This window comes from Candidatus Pelagibacter ubique HTCC1062 (assembly GCF_000012345.1).
GTDB classification, from domain to species: domain Bacteria; phylum Pseudomonadota; class Alphaproteobacteria; order Pelagibacterales; family Pelagibacteraceae; genus Pelagibacter; species Pelagibacter ubiqueversans.
Window position 1 is genome coordinate 423,038 of record NC_007205.1, and the last position, 20,255, is coordinate 443,292.

14 protein-coding genes and 1 tRNA gene are annotated in these 20,255 nt (G+C 30.2%); 13 read left to right on the forward strand and 2 right to left on the reverse strand.

The genetic code is table 11. The annotated features are described in order from the left end of the window. The first annotated feature begins 23 nt into the window (after window positions 1–23). From SAR11_RS02180 to SAR11_RS02190, 3 genes are read left to right on the forward strand one after another with little or no spacing between them, the layout of a single operon-like run. A complete protein-coding gene (locus SAR11_RS02180) occupies window positions 24–1,463 on the forward strand; it encodes an NAD(P)-dependent oxidoreductase (protein WP_011281706.1) in 1,440 nt (479 codons plus the stop codon). Continuing rightward, window positions 1,463–5,968: a glutamate synthase large subunit gene (gltB, locus tag SAR11_RS02185; protein ID WP_011281707.1), complete on the forward strand. Its 4,506-nt coding sequence runs from the start codon at window positions 1,463–1,465 to the stop codon at window positions 5,966–5,968. The genes SAR11_RS02180 and gltB overlap by 1 nt, the downstream gene beginning before the upstream one ends. Window position 5,969: 1 nt before the next feature. Continuing rightward, window positions 5,970–6,845, forward strand: a complete 876-nt coding sequence (locus tag SAR11_RS02190) for an oxidoreductase (protein ID WP_011281708.1) — start codon at window positions 5,970–5,972, stop codon at window positions 6,843–6,845. Here SAR11_RS02190 and SAR11_RS02195 read toward each other — a convergent pair. After that, window positions 6,816–7,571 carry an alpha/beta hydrolase gene (locus SAR11_RS02195; protein WP_041185775.1) on the reverse strand — a complete coding sequence of 252 codons (756 nt, stop codon included), beginning with the start codon at window positions 7,569–7,571 and terminating at the stop codon, window positions 6,816–6,818. The genes SAR11_RS02190 and SAR11_RS02195 overlap by 30 nt on opposite strands. 42 nt (window positions 7,572–7,613) lie before the next feature. On the opposite strand from SAR11_RS02195, the gene SAR11_RS02200 reads away from it, so the two are divergent. The 9 genes from SAR11_RS02200 to SAR11_RS02240 all read left to right on the forward strand — a co-directional run bounded on the left by SAR11_RS02200 (window position 7,614) and on the right by SAR11_RS02240 (window position 17,268). Continuing rightward, window positions 7,614–8,768 carry a glycosyltransferase family 4 protein gene (locus tag SAR11_RS02200; protein ID WP_011281710.1) on the forward strand — a complete coding sequence of 385 codons (1,155 nt, stop codon included), beginning with the start codon at window positions 7,614–7,616 and terminating at the stop codon, window positions 8,766–8,768. After that, window positions 8,769–10,685: a threonine--tRNA ligase gene (gene thrS, locus SAR11_RS02205; RefSeq protein ID WP_011281711.1), complete on the forward strand. Its 1,917-nt coding sequence runs from the start codon at window positions 8,769–8,771 to the stop codon at window positions 10,683–10,685. Further along, window positions 10,686–11,231, forward strand: a complete 546-nt coding sequence (infC, locus tag SAR11_RS02210) for a translation initiation factor IF-3 (protein ID WP_006997463.1) — start codon at window positions 10,686–10,688, stop codon at window positions 11,229–11,231. It abuts the gene before it with no gap. Window positions 11,232–11,284: 53 nt separating this feature from the next. Beyond that, window positions 11,285–11,491, forward strand: a complete 207-nt coding sequence (gene rpmI, locus SAR11_RS02215; RefSeq protein WP_006997462.1) for a 50S ribosomal protein L35 — start codon at window positions 11,285–11,287, stop codon at window positions 11,489–11,491. Between the two features lies 1 nt (window position 11,492). Next, on the forward strand, window positions 11,493–11,849 hold the full coding sequence (gene rplT, locus SAR11_RS02220) for a 50S ribosomal protein L20 (protein ID WP_006997461.1): 357 nt from the start codon (window positions 11,493–11,495) through the stop codon (window positions 11,847–11,849). A 43-nt stretch (window positions 11,850–11,892) separates the two neighbouring features. Further along, complete coding sequence (gene pheS, locus SAR11_RS02225; protein WP_006997460.1) at window positions 11,893–12,960, forward strand: phenylalanine--tRNA ligase subunit alpha; 1,068 nt, start codon at window positions 11,893–11,895, stop codon at window positions 12,958–12,960. After that, entirely contained in the window at window positions 12,957–15,365 is a 2,409-nt protein-coding gene (gene pheT / locus SAR11_RS02230) for a phenylalanine--tRNA ligase subunit beta (RefSeq protein ID WP_011281712.1), read from the forward strand. The genes pheS and pheT overlap by 4 nt, the downstream gene beginning before the upstream one ends. Window positions 15,366–15,367: 2 nt before the next feature. Continuing rightward, window positions 15,368–17,176 carry a translation elongation factor 4 gene (gene lepA, locus SAR11_RS02235; RefSeq protein WP_011281713.1) on the forward strand — a complete coding sequence of 603 codons (1,809 nt, stop codon included), beginning with the start codon at window positions 15,368–15,370 and terminating at the stop codon, window positions 17,174–17,176. A 2-nt stretch (window positions 17,177–17,178) separates the two neighbouring features. Further along, window positions 17,179–17,268: transfer RNA gene (locus SAR11_RS02240), tRNA-Ser, on the forward strand. Between the two features lie 5 nt (window positions 17,269–17,273). Here SAR11_RS02240 and SAR11_RS02245 read toward each other — a convergent pair. Continuing rightward, a complete protein-coding gene (locus tag SAR11_RS02245) occupies window positions 17,274–18,044 on the reverse strand; it encodes an FkbM family methyltransferase (RefSeq protein ID WP_011281714.1) in 771 nt (256 codons plus the stop codon). Window positions 18,045–18,196: 152 nt separating this feature from the next. On the opposite strand from SAR11_RS02245, the gene SAR11_RS02250 reads away from it, so the two are divergent. Continuing rightward, the gene (locus SAR11_RS02250) at window positions 18,197–20,254 is read left to right on the forward strand and encodes a DNA gyrase subunit B (protein WP_011281715.1); all 2,058 of its coding nucleotides are present in this window, start codon (window positions 18,197–18,199) and stop codon (window positions 20,252–20,254) included. Window position 20,255 lies beyond the last annotated feature (1 nt).

The window sequence follows — 20,255 nt, forward strand, 5'->3', positions numbered from 1 at the left end:
GCTAAATTTATTGAGGGTTAAATATGTCAGAAAATATGCTTAAATTTGTTAAAATAGGTCAACAAACTCCACCTAAAAGAGAAGTTGGAAATAGAAAAGAAGACTTTAATGAAATTTATAAGGAATTTATTAACGATAAAGCAAGCGAACAATCTAGCAGGTGTTCTCAATGTGGAGTTCCTTTTTGCCAGGTCCATTGTCCATTAAGTAATAATATTCCAGATTGGCTAAAATTAACCGCAGAAGGACGATTAAAAGAGGCTTACGAATTATCTCAAAGCACTAACAACATGCCAGAGGTGTGTGGAAGAATATGTCCACAAGATAGATTGTGTGAAGGAAATTGTGTAATTGAACAATCTGGACATGGAACTGTAACTATAGGTTCAGTTGAGAAGTATATTACTGATAATGCTTGGGAACAAGGATGGGTAAATCCAATAAAGGTTAAAAATGAAAAGAGTCAAAGTATTGGAATTATAGGAGCAGGCCCAGCTGGTCTAGCTGCTGCGGAGCAGTTACGTAAGTCAGGTTATCAAATTACAGTATACGATCGATATGATAGAGCTGGTGGTTTAATGATTTATGGCATTCCAAATTTTAAATTAGAAAAATTTGTTGTAGAGAGAAGAACCAAATTATTAGAAGAAGGTGGAATTAAATTTGTTCAAAATTTTGAAGTTGGAAAAGATGCTACATTAGAGCAATTAAGAAAAAAACATGATGCTCTTTTAATTGCAACTGGAGTTTATAAAGCTCGAGAAATAGATCTTCCAGGAAAAGATTTAGGAAATATATTTCCAGCCATGGAATTTTTAACAGCTTCAAATAAAAAAGGATTAGGAGACAAAGTAGAATTATTTGATAATGGAACTTTAAATGCTGAAGGAAAAAATATTGTAGTAATTGGAGGAGGTGACACTGCAATGGACTGTGTTAGAACTTCAATCAGACAAAAAGCAAAATCAGTTAAATGTCTTTACAGGAGAGACAAAGAAAATATGCCTGGATCTGCAAGAGAGGTAGCCAATGCAGAGGAAGAGGGAGTAGAGTTTGTATGGCTATCTAGTCCCAAAGAATTTATTGGAACAAATAAAGTTGAAGGTTTGATAGTGGATAAGATCAAACTTGGGGAACCTGATGACAGTGGAAGACGTAAACCAGAAATTCAGAATAATTCTCACTTTAATATTAAGGCAGACATAGTAATTAAGGCTCTTGGTTTTGATCCAGAAAATTTACCAAAACTATTTGGTTCTGAGGATCTACAAGTTACTAAATGGGGAACATTAAAAACCAATTTTGATACTATGGAGACAAATTTACCAGGTGTGTTTGCAGCAGGAGATATTATTAGGGGTGCATCTTTAGTTGTCTGGGCCATAAAAGACGGAAGAGATGTAGCAGTATCAATAAAAAATTTTTTAGAGACCAAAGAACTCAGTAAAGAGAAGGTTGCTTAATGAAAAATTATAAAAAAAATCTTAAAATTCTTGAGGATGGTCATGTTTATTCTAAAGAAATGGAGCATGACGCTTGTGGAGTAGGGTTAATTGCTTCTACAGAAGGTAAAAAATCAAGGAAAGTAGTAGAATATGGAATTAATGCCCTAAAAGCGGTTTGGCACAGAGGAGCGGTTGATGCTGATGGAAAAACAGGTGATGGAGCTGGAATCCATTTAGAAATTCCCTCAGACTTCTTTGCTGAAAAGATAGAAATCACAGGTCATGACCATGATGGTTCAGAAATTTGTGTGGGTATGATTTTTTTACCCAGAAACAATTATCAAGCACAAGAAAATGCAAGAACTTTAGTTGAAAGTGAATTAACAAAAAGTAATTTTAGTATTTATGGATGGAGACAGGTTCCTGTAAATCCAAAAGTTTTAGGTGAAAAAGCAAATCTTACAAGACCAGAAATTACTCAAGTATTATTTAAACATAATAATAAAGATTTAACAGAAAAAGAGTTAGAAAGAAAAATTTATGAATCTAGAAGAAAAATTGAAAAAGAAGCTATTAAAGATGCGATAGAAGGTTTTTATATTTGTTCACTAAGTTCTAAGTCAGTTATTTATAAGGGAATGTTTTTAGCAGAGTCTATTGCAGATTTTTATTTAGATTTAAAAGATGAAAGGTTTATATCTCGATTTGCAATATTTCATCAAAGGTTTTCAACAAACACAGCACCTAGTTGGGATCTGGCACAACCTTTTAGAGCATTAGCTCATAATGGAGAAATAAATACATTCAAAGGAAATACAAACTGGATGAAAGTTCATGAGCAAGAAATGAATAGTCCATTATTTGATAATATGGAAAATTTAAAACCAGTTATACAACCAGGATCATCAGACTCTGCTGCACTAGATAGTGTTTTTGAACTTTTAAATATTTCTGGCCAATCAGCACCCCTTGCAAAATTAATGTTAATTCCAGATGCATGGTCTAAAAAAAGTCAAACATTATCAAAAGATCACCAACAATTATTTAATTTTTTAAATAGCACAATGGAGCCATGGGATGGACCAGCTGCTATTGCAGCTACCGATAATGAATGGGCCATTGTAGCAGCTGATAGAAATGGGTTACGCCCAATGAGATATACTATTTCAAAAGATAAAATATTGTGTGCAGGATCAGAAACGGGAATGGTTGAAATCGATGAGAAGCAAATTCTTAAAAAAGGCAGATTAGGACCTGGAGAAATTCTTGGAGTTAGAATAGCTAAAGGTAAAGTATTTTCTAATGTTGAAATAAAAGACTATCTAGCAAAAGAGTTTAAACATTTTAACAATCAAATAATTGATTTAGAAAAGAAATTCCCAATAAAGAATGAAAAATCTACTTTTTCAGGTGATGAGCTAAAAAAAAGACAACATACATTTGGTTATAGTTTAGAAGATCTGGAGCTTATTCTTCACCCGATGGCAGAAGATGCAAAAGAAGCCATTGGCTCTATGGGTGATGACACTCCACTTGCAGTATTGTCTGACCGTTATAGACCGCTTTACCATTTTTTTAGACAAAATTTTAGTCAAGTTACAAATCCACCAATTGACTCTTTAAGAGAAAACAAGGTTATGAGTTTAAAAACTCGTTTTGGTAATCTTGGAAATATTTTAGATTTTACTAATTTAACAGAAGAAAACATATACGTTTTAGACAGCCCCATATTATCAAATTCTCAATTAGAAAAATTTATTAATTTTTTTGGGGAAAAATCAATAACAATTGATTGTACTTTTGATAAAAGTGAAAATCTTGAAACTTCTATTGAGAGAATTAGAAAAGAGTCTGAAATTGCAGTTCGACAAGGCCTTACGCAATTAGTTTTAAGTGATAAAAATATTTCTGAAAAAAGATTACCCATCCCAATGCTATTATGTGTTGGTGCAATAAATACTTATCTTATTAAAAAAAAATTAAGAGGCTATGCATCAATCAATGCTCAAACTGGAGAAGCATTAGACACGCATTCATTTGCAACACTTATAGGTGTTGGGGCAACTACTGTTAATCCTTATTTAGCACTGGATAGTTTATATCAAAGGTTTGAAAAAAAATTATTTGGAAAGTTTGAGTACGATGAATGCATAGACAGATATATACAATCAGTAAATTATGGACTTCTGAAAATAATGTCAAAAATGGGAATTTCGGTCATAAGCTCTTATAGAGGTGGATGTAATTTTGAAACAGTTGGTTTGAGTAGAACAGTAGCATCAGAATACTTTCCAGGAATTTTATCAAAAATTTCAGGTATAGGGTTAAATGGAATAGAAAAAAAATTAAGAACTATTCACAAAGAAGCATTTGAAGGAACGGATGCAGTTTTACCAATCGGAGGAATTTATAGATATAGAAAGGATGGTGAAACTCATCAATATCAAGGTAAGCTCATTCATCTTTTGCAAAGTGCAGTTTCATCAAATTCTTTTGAAGCTTATAAAAAATATGCAGAAGGTATTTATAATCTTCCTCCTATACACCTTAGAGACTTGATTGGATTTAGAGATAAAAATTTAAACCCATCCTTAGATATTTCAGAAGTAGAACCAATCGAAAATATTTTAACAAGATTTGGAAGTGGAAGTATGTCTCATGGTGCATTATCGAAAGAAGCACACGAAACATTAGCTATAGGAATGAATAGAATTAAAGGAGCCTCTTGTAGTGGTGAAGGTGGAGAAGATGAAAAAAGATTTATTAAGATGGAAAACGGAGATAGTGCTAATTCTAGAGTTAAGCAAATAGCCTCAGCAAGATTTGGAGTAACACTTAAATATCTAAATAACTGTAACGAAATAGAGATTAAAATTGCACAAGGAGCAAAACCTGGTGAGGGAGGTCAATTACCAGGGTTTAAAGTTACGGAAGAAATTGCCAAATTAAGACATTCAACTCCGGGTGTAACCCTAATATCACCACCACCTCACCATGATATTTATTCTATCGAGGATTTAGCTCAATTAATTTATGATCTTAAACAAGCCAATCCAAAAGCAAGAGTTGGTGTAAAATTAGTAGCATCTTCTGGGATAGGAACAATCGCAGCTGGGGTAGCTAAAGCTAAAGCAGATATAATTTTAATTTCTGGACATAATGGAGGAACAGGAGCTACACCGCAAACAAGTGTTAAATATGTGGGGATACCTTGGGAGATGGGATTAACTGAGGCTAATCAAGTTTTAACTTTAAATAATTTAAGGCATAAAGTTACTCTAAGAACAGATGGTGGAATTAAAACAGGAAGAGATGTTGTTATTGCAGCCATGATGGGAGCAGAAGAATATGGAGTAGCTACTACAGCTTTAGTAGCCATGGGATGTATAATGGTTAGACAGTGTCACTCAAACACATGTCCAGTTGGAGTTTGTACTCAAGATGAAAAACTAAGAGAAAAATTTTCTGGTACGCCAGAAAAGGTAGTCAACTTATTTAAATTTATAGCTGAGGAAGTAAGAGAAATTTTAGCACAAATAGGATTTAAATCATTAAATGAAATAATTGGTAGGACTGATTTATTAAGACAGGTAAGTAAAGCTTCACCAAACTTAGATGATTTAGACCTAAACCCTTTATTTGTTCAAACAGATGCTGGTGAGAACACAAGATACTGTACAGTTCCAGAAATAAATTCTGTTCCAAATACTTTGGATCAAGAAATTTTACCTGAAATTAAAGAACAAATTGGAAAAGTAAAAATTATTGAAAAGGAATATATTATTAAAAATACTCATAGGACAGTTGGAACAAGAATTTCTAATCATCTTTATGAAAAATATGGATCTGAAAAACTAGAGGATGGCTTTTTATCTTTAAAGTTTAAAGGATCAGCTGGACAGTCATTTGGTGCATTTGCAATAAAAGGCTTAAAACTTATTTTAAAAGGTGATGCTAATGATTATGTTGGCAAAGGTTTATCAGGCGCAACAGTGGTAGTTAAACTTCCAGACGAAAGTAATCTAGTTTCACATGAGAATACCATAATAGGAAATACAGTTTTGTATGGAGCAACATCTGGAAAACTTTTTGCAGCAGGTCAAGCTGGAGAAAGGTATTCGGTAAGAAATTCAGGATCAATTTCAGTTATTGAAGGATGCGATTCTAATGCTTGTGAATATATGACTGGTGGCACAGTTATAATTCTAGGTGATGTAGGAGACAATTTTGGAGCTGGAATGACTGGTGGAATGGCGTTTATTTACGATATAAATAAGAAATTTGATAAAAAAGTAAACCCAGAGACTGTAGTATGGCAAACACCTGAAACAGATTATTGGATAACTTATTTAAAAAATTTAGTTCAAGAGCATCACCAGGAGACAAATTCAGATTTTTCTAAAAAGATTATAGAAAATTTTGATAGAGAAATTTCTAATTTTATTCAAGTTTGTCCAAAAGAAATGATTGATAAGCTAAAAAACCCAATAAGTTTAAAATCCATTATAAAAGAAGTTAGTTAAAATGAAGGATATAAATATTTTTTGTTTTGGTTTTGGCCAAGTCGCAAAAAATTTTATAAAGAAGCTTAGTGTTGAGCAGTATAATATTAATTTGTCAGCAACCTCTAGAAGTGAGTCTTCAAAAAAATCATTCAACGGTATTAATTATAATAGCTATCTATTTAATAGTGAGAACTTTGATCAAAGTTTAGTTGTAAAATTAAAAGAAGCAGATCATATCTTGGTTTCTATACCACCAGAAAATCAAGAAGATTTAGTTATAAAAAATTTTTCTAAATTTATAGAAAGCTCCAAAACAAAATGGATAACATACTTATCAGCCACTAGTATTTATGGTGATCATAAGGGAGAGTGGGTTAATGAAAATAGCAAAACAAACCCAATTTCAAATAATGGTATTGCAAGATTGAAAGCTGAAAATGCATGGTTTTCTTTAGAGAAAAATAAGAAAGTACCAATTCAGATATTTAGGTTATCTGGAATTTATTCTAATGAAAAAAATATTTTAATGCGTCTAAAATCAGGAGGCGTGAAAGTGATCAATAAAAAAAATCATTTTTTTTCTAGAATTCATGTAGATGATATTTCAAATATATTATTTAAATCTTTATCAAAATTTAAGTCAGGAGAAATATATAATCTATCTGATGATAAACCGTCTACATCTGAAGAGGTTACTTTATTTGGAGCAAAAATATTAAATATTGAAAATATCGAAAAAATTGAAGTTGACCAAATTAAAGGTGAGATGTTGAAAAATTTTTATAATGAGTCTAAAAAAGTTAGCAACAAAAAGATGAAAAGTTATTTTAATTATAATTTAAAATTTCCAAGCTATATCGAAGGATTAAACCATATTAGCTGTAATTTTATTTAGCTCTAAGAGTATTTTTTTTAAACCTCGTTTACTTGATAAGCTGTGATCACCATTTTTTATTATCACTAATTTTTTATTAGCTTTAGTAAATAACTTAAGAACTTTTCTAGAATAACTTGTTGGAACAACTTCATCTTTACTTCCATGAATCATGGTTACATTGATTTTGGATTTAATGTTTTTATTCAAGATTTTATTTTTTCTACCATCTTTTATTAACTGATAAGTGATTGGATACTCATAATTACCATGTTTTAAGTTATAAATTCCTTTCTTTATAGTTTCATTTTTCATTTTTTTTGTAAATTTTTTCCACATTAGGTTTTGTAAAAACTCTGGAGCCGAACCAATTCCTAAAAAACCTTTAATTTGATCTTTAAAATATTTAAATTGATTTAAGGAGAGCCACGCTCCCATACTTGAACCAACTAAGATAAATTTATTTTTTTTAACTATTTTTTTTATTACTATTTCAACTTCTTTTGACCATTGTGTGATATTTCCCTTGGTAAATTTTCCCGAAGATTTTCCATGACCAGAATATTCAAGAGCAAGAAAACCAAGCTTATTTTTTTTTGCAAATTTTTGTATTGCTTGAGGTTTTTCACCTTCAATGTTTGACATAAAACCATGTAAAAAAACAATATAAAGATTATCTCTATATTCCTTACTTAAGTATCTTATTTGCTTGTTATTAAGGATCTTAATGTATTTAAATTTATTCATATAAGTTTATTAGAATTAATTCTTAATATATAGTTCTATCAAATGTCTTCAGAATTAAAAGTACTGCAAGTAATTCCTAAACTTGGATATGGGGGTGCAGAAACAGGCTGTTACGATCTTGCACACTATTTACCAGAAAATAATTGTGGTTCTTATATAGTAACTAGTGGAGGAGAGTTATTAAAATTTATTGATAAAAAAAAAGTAAAAGTAATAAAACTTCCCGTCCATAGTAAAAATCCATTTTTAATGCTCTTTAATTCAATAGCTTTGATTTTTATTATTTTACTAAATAATATATCTATTGTTCATGCAAGAAGTCGTGCTCCAGCTTGGTCTTGTTTGTTTGCAACAAAAATTACAAGAAGAAAGTTTGTTACAACTTTTCATGGTACTTATAATTTTAAAAACTCAATTAAAAAATTCTATAATTCAGTAATGGTTAGATCAGATTTAATAATAGCAGGATCAAATTTTATTTTTTCACATATTAATCAAAATTATCCAAAATTTTTAGATTTAAAAAAAAAATTCTTAGTAATTTTTAGGGGAATTAATGTCGATTATTTTGAATTATCAACAATTTTAGACAGTGAAGAAAACAGACTTATTTCAGATTGGGAAGTTGATAGAAATAAAAAAACGATCCTAATGCCAGGTCGGTTAACTGCTTGGAAAGGTCAGGAGACATTTATTGAGGCATTAAATCTTGTTAATAAAGAACTGGGCTATGAGTCTTTTAATGCAGTTATTTTGGGTAGCGATCAAGAAAGAGACATTTATACCAAAAAAATTAAAAGATTGGCTGAGCAATATAGGCTAACTAGTCAGTTAAAATTTATAGAACATTGTAAAAATATGCCGTTAGCCTACAAAATATCAGACATTGTTGTTTCAGCCTCAGTAGAACCTGAAGCTTTTGGAAGGGTAGCAGTTGAAGCCCAATCAATGGAAAAACCAATAATTGCAAGTGATATTGGGGGATCTAATGAAACTATTATCGATAACGTGACAGGTTTTTTATTTCAGTCTGGCAATGCAGAAGCTTTGAGTAAAAAAATAATAGAAGTCTTACAATTAGACGAATCTAGATTGAAATCTATTGGTATAGAAGGTAGAAAAAATATAATTAAAAAATTTAATGTTGAAAAAATGTGTTTTTCTACATATTCAGAATACAAAAAATTATTGAATTAAATGCCATTAATAACATTGCCAGATGGAAACACTATTGAATTTCCAAATAAAGTAACAGGACTTGAGGTTGCTGAAAAGATTAGTAAATCTTTATCAAAGCAGGCAACTATTATTAGTGTTAATGAAGAGCTTAAGGATTTAAGTTTTGTTTTAGATAAAGATTGCTCAGTCAAAATTTTTACTTCAAAAGATAAAGAAGGATTAGAAACTATCCGTCATGATACGGCCCATATAACTGCAATGGCTGTTCAAGAACTCTTTCCTGGAACACAAGTTACAATTGGTCCAATTATAGAAAATGGATTTTATTATGATTTTTCAAGAAAAGAACCCTTTACAGAAGATGATTTGAATAAAATTGAAAATAAAATGAAAGAAATTGTTGATAGAGATGTTCCAACTACAAGAGAAGTTTGGAAAAGAGATAAAGCCATATCTCATTTCAAAGATAAAGGGGAAATATACAAGGCCGAAATTATTGAAAGTATTCCGCAGGGTGAAGATGTTTCTATATATTTTCATGGAGACTGGCATGATTTATGTAGAGGCCCTCATCTGTCTTCAACGGGAAAAATTGGTAAGTACTTTAAATTAACAAAGGTATCAGGGGCTTATTGGAGAGGTGACTCAAATAATGAAATGTTGCAAAGAATTTATGGAACAAGTTGGGCATCACAAAAAGATTTAGATGAATATTTAAAAAGAATAGAAGAAGCAGAAAAAAGAGACCACAGAAAACTTGGAAAAGAAATGGATTTATTTCACTTTAGGGAAGAAAGTCCAGGATCAGTATTTTGGCATGAAAAAGGTTGGAAGTTATTTCAAAAATTAGTTGCATATATGAGAGCTAGACAAGAAAAAGCTGGCTACAAAGAAGTGAATACTCCTGAAATTTTAGATAGATCTCTTTGGGAAAAATCTGGCCACTGGGAAAAATATGGAGAGCATATGTATACTTCTCAAACACCAGATGAAAAAATATTTGCAATAAAACCAATGAATTGCCCAGGTCACGTACAAGTTTTTAATCAAGGATTAAAAAGTTACCGAGATCTTCCTTTAAGAATTTCAGAATTTGGAAAAGTACACAGATATGAGCCTTCAGGTGCTTTACATGGACTTTTAAGAGTTAGAGCTTTTACTCAAGACGATGCTCATATTTTTTGCACAGAAGATCAAATTACATCAGAATGTTTGATTGTTACTAATTTAATTTTAGATATTTATAAAGATCTTGGATTTGAAGATGTAATATTAAAATATTCAGATAGACCAGACTTAAGAGTTGGTGATGATAATGTATGGGACAAAGCTGAAAAAGCTTTATTAGATGCAGTTAAAGCTTCAAAGCTTCAATACACAATTAATAAAGGAGAGGGAGCATTCTATGGTCCAAAAATTGAATTTGTTTTACGAGATGCTATTGGTAGGGATTGGCAATGTGGAACTTTACAAGTAGACCTTAATTTACCAGGAAGATTAGATGCTTCTTTTGTTGATAAAGATGGAACTAAAAAAATTCCTGTAATGCTTCATAGGGCGTTATTTGGATCATTAGAAAGATTTATTGGAATTCTTATAGAAAATTATGCAGGCAAATTTCCATTTTGGATAGCTCCTTTACAAGTTGTTGTAATTCCAATTTCAGAGGAATTTGACTCTTATGCAAAAGAAGTAAATGAAAAAATTAATAATGCAGGCATAAGCTCTGAGGTAGATTTAAAAAACCATAACTTAAATTATAAAATTAGAGAACATTCACTATCAAAAATACCACTTTTATTGATTTGTGGAAAAAAAGAAGTTGACAGTAACTCAGTAACGATTAGAAGATTGGATACGAACAAACAAGAAAATATGGAATTAAACTTATTCTTAGAAACTTTCTCAGCTTTAAACAAAGCATCCTCAAACTAAGTGGCAGATTTTAAACAAAATTATTTTCAAAGAAGAACTAAAGATAAAGGTCCAAGATCTAACAATAGAATTTCTTCACCTGAGGTTCAAGTAATTGGAAGCGATGGTGAAAATATAGGAATCATAAATACAAATGAAGCCATATCAATGGCTAAAGAGCAAGGATTGGATTTAATTGAAATAGCTCCAAACGCAAAACCACCTGTATGTAAAATTATTGATATGGGTAAATTTAAATATGATGCTCAAAAAAAAGCAAATGTTGCTAAAAAGAAACAAAAAATAGTTTTATTAAAAGAAATTAAAATGAGACCAGTTACAGAAACTCATGATTATGATTTTAAAGTTAAAAATGCTAAAAAATTTATTGGAAAAGGTGACAAGGTAAAATTTACAATACGATTTAAGGGTAGAGAGCTACAACACTCACACCTAGGTAGAGAATTAATGGATAAAATAAAAGCTGATATGCAAGATATTGGCAAAGTTGAATTGCACCCAAAGTTTGATGGTAAGCAAATGATCATGGTTATTCAGCCTTTATAAGGCTTAATAGAGGTTGTAAATCCATTCCAATATTTGTATAAGTCCGCAGAATTATGCCAAAATTAAAAACTAAAAGTTCAGCAAAAAAAAGATTTAAAATCTCAGCTACAGGGAAAGTTATGATGGCTCAAGCTGGAAAGAGACATGGTATGATAAAAAGAACAAATTCACAAATTAGAAAATTAAGAGGCACGACTGCTATGTCAAAACAAGATGGCAAAATAGTTAAATCATACATGCCTTACAGTTTAAGAGGATAAAATGGCTAGAGTAAAAAGAGGCGTAACAAGTCACGCAAAACATAAAAAAGTTTTAAAAGCTGTCAAAGGTCAATGGGGCAGAAGAAAAAGCACTATAAGAGTTGCAAAGCAAGCTATGGAAAAAGCTATGCAATATGCATACAGAGATCGTAGAACTAAAAAAAGAGAATTTAAATCTTTATGGATACAAAGAATTAATGCAGGTGTTAGATCTGAAGGAATAACTTATTCAAAATTTATTAATGGTTTAACTAAATGTGGAATTAAGTTAGATAGAAAAATACTAGCTGAAATAGCATACGATAGCCCAGAAGCCTTTAAAACGATCGTTCAAAAAGCTCAATCGGCACTAAATTAATCTTCACTATTGTTTTTCTTCGGTGAAGAAATAATCTCTCAATATGTCTGATATTAAAAAAATAAAAGATGAATTTCTTTTAAAGTTAAAAGAAAATTTAGATTTAAATCAAGTTAATCAAATTAAAACAGAACTATTTGGTAAAACTGGGTTAATCAGCTCGCAATTTAAACAGCTTGGAAAATTAGCAGAAGAAGAAAGAAAAAAATTTGCATCAGATTTAAACTTAGTCAAAAGTGAACTTGAAAATTTAATTACTATAAAAATTGATGATATTGAAAAAAAAGAGATTAACAAAAAATTAGAAAAAGAAAAAATAGATATAACTTTACCAGAGAGACCTTTTGTTCAGGGAAAAATTCATCCTGTATCTCAAGTTATAGATGAAATTTCTTCAATTTTTTCAGAAATTGGTTTTAGTGTAGAAGAGGGACCAGATGTTGAAAATGAATATAATAATTTTACTGCGTTAAATACACCTGATAACCATCCTGCTAGAGATATGCATGATACTTTTTATCTAGATGATACAAAAGAGCTACTTTTAAGAACACATACTTCACCAGTTCAAATTAGAACAATGCTTAATGATAAACCACCTTTTAAAATAATAGCGCCAGGGCGAACATATAGATCTGACAGCGATCAAACTCATACTCCAATGTTTCATCAAGTTGAAGGGCTACATATTGATAAAAATATAAATATGGGGCATTTAAAAGGATGCTTAAATTATTTTATTAAAGAGTTTTTTGAGGTTGATAAAATTAAAATGAGATTTAGACCTAGTCATTTCCCATTTACAGAGCCATCTGCAGAAGTTGATATTGGTTATGAAATAAAAGATGGAAAAATAGTAATTGGGGAAGGTGATAAATGGCTAGAAGTTTTAGGTTGTGGAATGGTTCATCCCAATGTTTTAAAAAATGTGAAAGTAAACCCTGATGAATTCCAAGGTTATGCATTTGGAATAGGAATAGATAGGCTCGCAATGTTGAAATATGGCATTAATGATTTAAGAGCCTTTTTTGATTGTGACTATAGATGGCTAAATCATTTTGGATTTGATCCAATAGATGTCCCAACAAACTATAGGGGCTTAAGCCGATGAAGATTACAACAGCATGGCTCAAAGATCATTTAGATACCAAACTTAATGAAAATCAAATCATCGATAAACTTACAGATATTGGTTTAGAAGTAGAGGGTGTTGATAGTCAGTCAGGAGAGCTTGATCAATTTGTAATTGCCAAAATTTTGAAGGCTGAAAAGCATCCTGATGCAGATAGGCTTAGAGTATGTGATGTTGATATAGGTTCGGGCAAATCAGTAAAAGTTGTTTGTGGAGCTCCAAATGCTAAAGAGGGTTTATTAACAATTTATGCTCCTCCTGGCGCTGTAGTGCCAAAAAGTCAAATGAAATTGGTGGTAAGCAAAATAAGAGGTGTAACCTCATATGGAATGCTTTGTTCAGAATCTGAACTTAACCTATCAAACGAAAGTGATGGCATAACAGAGCTTTTACCAGAAAAATATAACAAAAAAGTAGGAGAAAATTATTTTCCAAAAAAAAATTTAAATGTAATTGATATTTCTATTACACCAAATAGAGCAGATTGCTTAGGGGTTAGAGGAATAGCAAGAGATTTAGCTGCTGCAGGCGCAGGAAGATTAATAAATCAAAAAGAAAAAAAACTCGATAAAAAAAATAAACAAACAATTAGTGTAAAAATTGAAAATGAAAAAAATCAAGCATGTATATCCTTTGGTAGTTGTTTAATTAAAGGAGTAAAAAATACTGAAAGTCCAGAGTGGCTAAAAGACAAAATAATTGCTCTAGGCCAAAAACCTATTTCGGCAATAGTTGATATTACAAATTATATAATGTTTGATTTGAATAGACCACTTCATGCATATGATGTTGATAAAATAGATAAAGCAATAGTTGTAAGAAATTCTAAAAAAGGTGAAACATTCGAAGCATTAGATAATAAGGAGTATAAATTAGAGGATGAGATGTGTGTCATATCAGATGCGTCAGGCGTATTAGGTCTTGGAGGAATAATAGGAGGCACAAGAACTGGAACTGAACTAGATACAAAGAATGTGTTAATTGAGTCTGCTTACTTTAGTCCACGATCAATCAGAAAATCATCTAAAATCTTGAATATAGATACGGATGCAAAATTTAGATTTGAAAGAGGTATTGATCCATTATCAATTGACCAAGGACTTGAAAGAGCAGCTAATTTAATACAAGAAATATGTGGCGGTGAAGTTAGTGAATTTGATATTCAAAAAATTGAAGATGTTAAAAAAAAATCATTAAAATTTGATCCTTCTTTGTTTGAAAAAATTACTGGATTTAATATTGATATAAAAGAAATGATAAAAATCTTAGATAACCTAGGATTTGAAATTAAAGAAAACAAGGGAATACTAGATGCCGTTATACCATCTTGGAGACCAGATATTTCACAGGAAGTTGATGTGGTAGAAGAACTTGTAAGAATCAAGGGCTATGATCAAATTAAAATTATTGAACCAGAAAAAGTTAGAAAAAAACAAACATTAAATTTAAAACAAAAATTATTTCATTTTTTACAAAGATCTATTGCTTCTAAGGGGTATTTTGAAGCTATCACATGGTCTTTTACCGACAGTAAAATTAATCAACTATTCATTGAAAATAATAAAGAAATTAAAATAATTAATCCTATAAGTTCTGATTTGAACGTTTTGCGAAGTTCAATTTTTTCTAATTTGATAATTCATTTGAATAAGAATTTAGGAAGAGGATTTAAAGATTTGTCATTTTTTGAAATAGGTCCAACTTTTTTAGGATCTGAGCCAGGTGAGCAACAGACAGTCGCTACTGGATTAAGATCAGGAAAATTGGCTAGGCAGAGCTGGCTGGAAAAAGAAAGATTAATAGATGTGTTTGATGTTAAAAGTGATGTTATCAAAAGTTTAGTAGAAGCAGGTTATAATAAAGATAAGCTCTATATTGATGATGAAGCACCAAGTTATTATCACCCTGGAAAATCAGGAAGAATATTTCTTAATAAAGGAAAAGAAAAAGTAGTTGCTTTTTTTGGTGATATTCACCCAGGTATATTAAAAAAATTAGATATTAAAGTTGAATCATTAGTGGGTTTTGAAATATTTTTAGACAATTTAAAACAGCCAAAAAAATCATTAAAAGATCAAAAAACTCAGTATAAATATTCAGATTTTCAAAAATCAGAAAGAGATTTTGCTTTTGTTTTAGATAAAAATTTTAAAGTTCAAGAATTAATTGAAACCATCTCTAATGTAGACAAAGAGTTAATAAAATCTGTCAAAGTATTTGATGTTTATGAAGGAGCAAATATTCCTGAAGGTAAAAAATCAATTGCATTAAATGTAATTATTCAACCTTTAGAAAAAACTTTGACTGAGGATGATTTAAACAAAATTAATCAACTTATTATTTCTGCTGTTGAATCCAAAACTGGTGCTAAGATTAGATCATAATCATGACAAAAATTGATCACATCAGAAACTTTGCAATCATTGCGCATATTGATCATGGTAAATCAACAATTGCAGATAGGATAATTCATAGTTGTGGTGGTCTAACCGAAAGAGAAATGAAGGCACAAGTTCTAGACTCAATGGATATTGAGAGAGAAAGAGGCATAACTATTAAAGCTCAAACAGTTAAACTTAATTATAAAGCAAAAGATGGTAAAGACTATATTCTAAACATAATTGATACTCCAGGACACGTAGATTTTAGCTATGAAGTTAGTAGATCTCTGTATGCATGTGAGGGATCTATTTTAATTGTTGATAGTACCCAAGGAGTAGAGGCTCAAACATTGGCTAATGTTTATCAAGCTTTAGACACCAAGCATGAGATAGTACCTGTACTAAATAAAGTTGATTTACCAGCATCAGACTTAGAAAAAACAAAGAAACAAATAGAAGAGGTCATAGGTATTGATACTGAAAATGCTATACCTTGCTCTGGAAAAACAGGTGAGGGTATAGAAGATATTCTAGAACAAATTATTGTGTCACTACCAGCTCCAGAAGGAGAAAAAGATGCTGATTTAAAATGCTTATTAGTTGACAGTTGGTATGACACTTACTTAGGGGTGGTTATTCTAGTTAGAGTTATTAATGGAAAAATTTCAAAAAATATGAAAATTAAAATGATGTCTACTGACCAAGAATATATAATTGAAAAAGTAGGTGTGTTTACTCCAAAAGCAACTGATGTTAATGAATTAAACGCAGGAGAAATTGGTTTTATAACAACAGGAATAAAAATTTTATCAGAAACAAAAGTGGGAGATACTATTTGTGATGCAACTAAACCACCTCAAGAAGCACTTCCTGGATTTAAACCTAGTAAGCCAGTTGTATTTTGTGGTTTGTTTCCTGTAGATAGCTCTGAATACCAAAAATTAAAAGATGGATTAGGCAAACTTCAATTAAATGATGCTAGTTTTTCATATGAGGCAGAATCTTCCTCTGCGTTAGGTCTTGGCTTTAGATGTGGTTTTTTAGGTCTCTTGCATTTAGAAATTATAACTGAAAGATTAGAAAGAGAATTTGATATAAATTTATTAACCACAACACCAGGGGTTGTTTATAAAGTTCATATGAACAAAGGAGACATAATAGAGTTACAAAACCCTTCAAGTTTACCAGAACCTACTTTAATTAAATTTATTGAAGAGCCTTGGATTAAAGCAACAATTATTACACCAGATCAATATTTAGGAGCAATTATAAAAGTTTGTCAGGATAAAAGAGGAGTACAAACAAACTTGAGTTATTCGGGTAATAGAGCTGTTTTAAATTATGAAATCCCTCTAAATGAAGTTGTTTTTGATTTTAATGATAGGCTTAAATCAATGACTAGTGGCTATGCAAGTTTTGATTATGAGATCATAGGTCATAGAGAAGGAGATTTAGTAAAATTAGGAATACTTGTTAATGCTGAGCCAGTTGACGCTTTATCAATGATGGTTCATAAAGATTTTGCACAAACTGTTGGAAGAGAGGTATGTGAAAAATTAAAAGATTTAATCCCACGTCATAATTTTATGATTCCAGTGCAGGCAGCAATTGGAGGAAAAATTATAGCAAGAGAAACTATTAAGGGTTTTAAAAAAGATGTTTTAACAAAAATTCATGGTGGTGGAGCTAGAGATAGAAAAAGAAAACTACTAGATAAACAGAAAAAAGGAAAAGCCAGAGGTAAACAGTTTGGAAAAGTTGAAATACCACAAGAAGCATTTATAGGAGTGCTTAAAATTAATAAAGACCAGTAACTGGAGAGATGGCTGAGCGGTTTAAAGCGCACGCTTGGAAAGTGTGTGTACTGTTAAAGGTACCCAGGGTTCGAATCCCTGTCTCTCCGCCATTAATTTATTTATTTATAAAATAATAATCTGCATTTATTTTATTAATTTTTTTAAAGCCAAAATTATTTAACCATCTATTAGTCTTAATAAAATTATTGGGAAGTATTTCAATTTGTAAAAATATTTTATTATTTTTAAAAATTTTTTTTAGTCCATTTAAAACAAAAACCTCGTGTCCTTCAACGTCAATTTTTAAGCAAATAGTTTTTTTTTTATACTTGAATTTGTCATCAGCCTTTTTAAACACTGCAAACTCAGTATGTAGGTTTTTGAGGTTATCTTTATTATTTATAACACCATACCCACCAGATTGAATAAATTCTTTTTTAAATAATGCCTTCATCTTAAGTTTTGAATTTTTGTCAGATAAACCATAATTATATTTTCTTATATTTTTAAGGTTGGGGTTTAAAGAAATATTTTTTTTTAGTTTTTTAAAAGTAAATTTAACTGGTTCAAAGCTTAATGTAGAAGTTTTTGGAAATAATTTTGATATTATTAATGAATAAATTCCACAATTAGCCCCAACATCAAAAAAATAATTAATTTTATTTTCCTTAAATATCTTACATAAATATTTTATTTGTTTGTCCTCATAAAAATTAAATAAAAGAATAGACTTGTCGATTGGGTCTCGTATATCTAAATTAAGATAAACATTTTTGAATTTACTTAGAAAAATATTTTTATTCAAAAGATAAGAAAATTTAAGAAATAAAGATGGATAGATTCGTTTTAAAATTGGTATTGATCTTAATATACTTCTTAATTTCATAAATTTTTAAATGTTAAATCAGATATCTTTTTAGAAGAAATTAGCACTTAAAATAGGCATTTTTTTTAAAAATTTTAATTAAGAAAAACAACAAAATTCATCAATTTTATTTAAAAAGTGATATAAATAGATAATTTCCAAATATTTAAAAAATGAATAATAAAAATACATATCAGGCTGACTCTATCAAAGTTTTAAAAGGTCTTGAAGCTGTTAGAAAAAGACCTGGAATGTATATTGGTGATACCGATGATGGAACAGGTTTGCATCATATGGTCTATGAGGTTGTTGATAACTCAATAGATGAAGCTTTAGCAGGACACTGTAAAAATATAGATGTTAAAATAAACTCTGACGGAACAATTACAGTTAGAGATGATGGTAGAGGAATACCTGTTGATATGCATAAGGGTGAAAAAATGTCTGCCGCAGAAGTTATTATGACTCAGCTTCATGCTGGAGGAAAATTTGATCATGATTCCTACAAAGTATCGGGTGGTTTACATGGTGTTGGAGTTTCAGTTGTAAATGCATTATCAGAAAAATTAAAATTAGAAATCGATAGAGATGGAAATAGATATTTTATAGAATTTAAAGATGGAGCCTCAAAAGCACCTCTAAAAGTTATAGGAAAATCAAAAGAAACCGGAACACAAATAACTTTTTTACCATCAAAAGAAATATTTTCTTCAATTAAATTTACTCCAAGTATAATTATTAAAAGAATGCGTGAACTTGCATTCTTGAATAAGGGAATAAAAATAACTGTTAACGATTTAAATCAAAAAAAAGAAAAAATAATTGTATTTAAGTTTGATGGGGGAGTTTTAGAATTTGTTGATTTTTTAGACGAAAAAAGAGAAAAACTTGTTAATAAAACCGGTAATGATTTATTTAAGAAGCCTATTTATATTGAAGGAAAAAAAGACAATATTGAAATTGAATGTTCTTTAAAGTGGAACGCAAGTTATGGAGAAGACATCTATCCATATACAAATAACATTTATCAAAAGGATGGTGGTACCCATTTATTAGGATTTAGGAGTGCCCTTACTAGAGTCATTAATAAATATGCTACAGAGCATAATTTATTAAAAAAAAATAAATTAACTATTTCAGGAGACGATATTAAAGAGGGTCTTACATGTGTAATTTCAGCAAAAATACCTGATCCTAAATTTTCTTCTCAAACAAAAGATAAGCTTGTTTCATCAGAAGTTAGAATGATTGTGGAAAGTATTGTTAGTGAAAAACTTTCAATATGGTTTGATCAAAACCCAACTTTATCTAAGATTATTTTAGCTAAAGTAATGCAGGCAGCTCTAGCAAGAGATGTTGCTAGAAAAGCTAGAGAAAATGTTAGACGTAAAGGTGCTTTAGAATTAAGTGGATTACCTGGAAAATTAGCAGATTGTCAAATAGGCAAACAAGAAGGAACAGAATTGTTTATTGTTGAGGGAGATTCTGCGGGTGGTTCTGCTAAACAAGGAAGAAATAGGTCAAATCAGGCTGTTTTACCACTTAGAGGTAAAATTCTTAATACCTATGTGGAAGAGATTGTTCTTAAAAAAAATAGCAATAGAGATGGTAGCGAACATAGAACAAAATCTTTATCAAAAATGATGTCATCTAATGAGGTTGTGACTTTAATTAACGCACTTGGCCTTGATCCAAAAGTTGAAGATATTGATTTGAAAGATTTAAGATATGGAAAAATTATTATCATGACTGATGCTGATGTTGATGGTTCTCATATACGAGCATTATTACTAACATTCTTTAATAACAAGCCATTTAATAAACTAATTGAAAATGGACATGTTTATCTTGCACAGCCACCTTTATTCAAGATCAATAAGGGAACAAAAGGCATTTATATAAAAGATGAAAAAGAGTTAGAAGATTATATTTTAAAGAATAATAAAGAATTACAAAAAATTAAAAAAGGAACAAAAGAATTCACTAAAGCTTATGAAGATGAAAAATCTAGAATGAGCATTCAAAGGTTTAAGGGATTAGGAGAGATGAACCCAGAAGAGCTATGGAATACTACTTTAGACCCTGAAACAAGAAATTTATTACAAGTACAATACTCAAAAGATATAAAAAAAGATCAAGATTTAATACACACATTAATGGGTAATGATGTTGCATTGAGAAAAGATTTTATTGTTTCAAATGCAATTAATGTTCAAAATCTAGATATCTAAT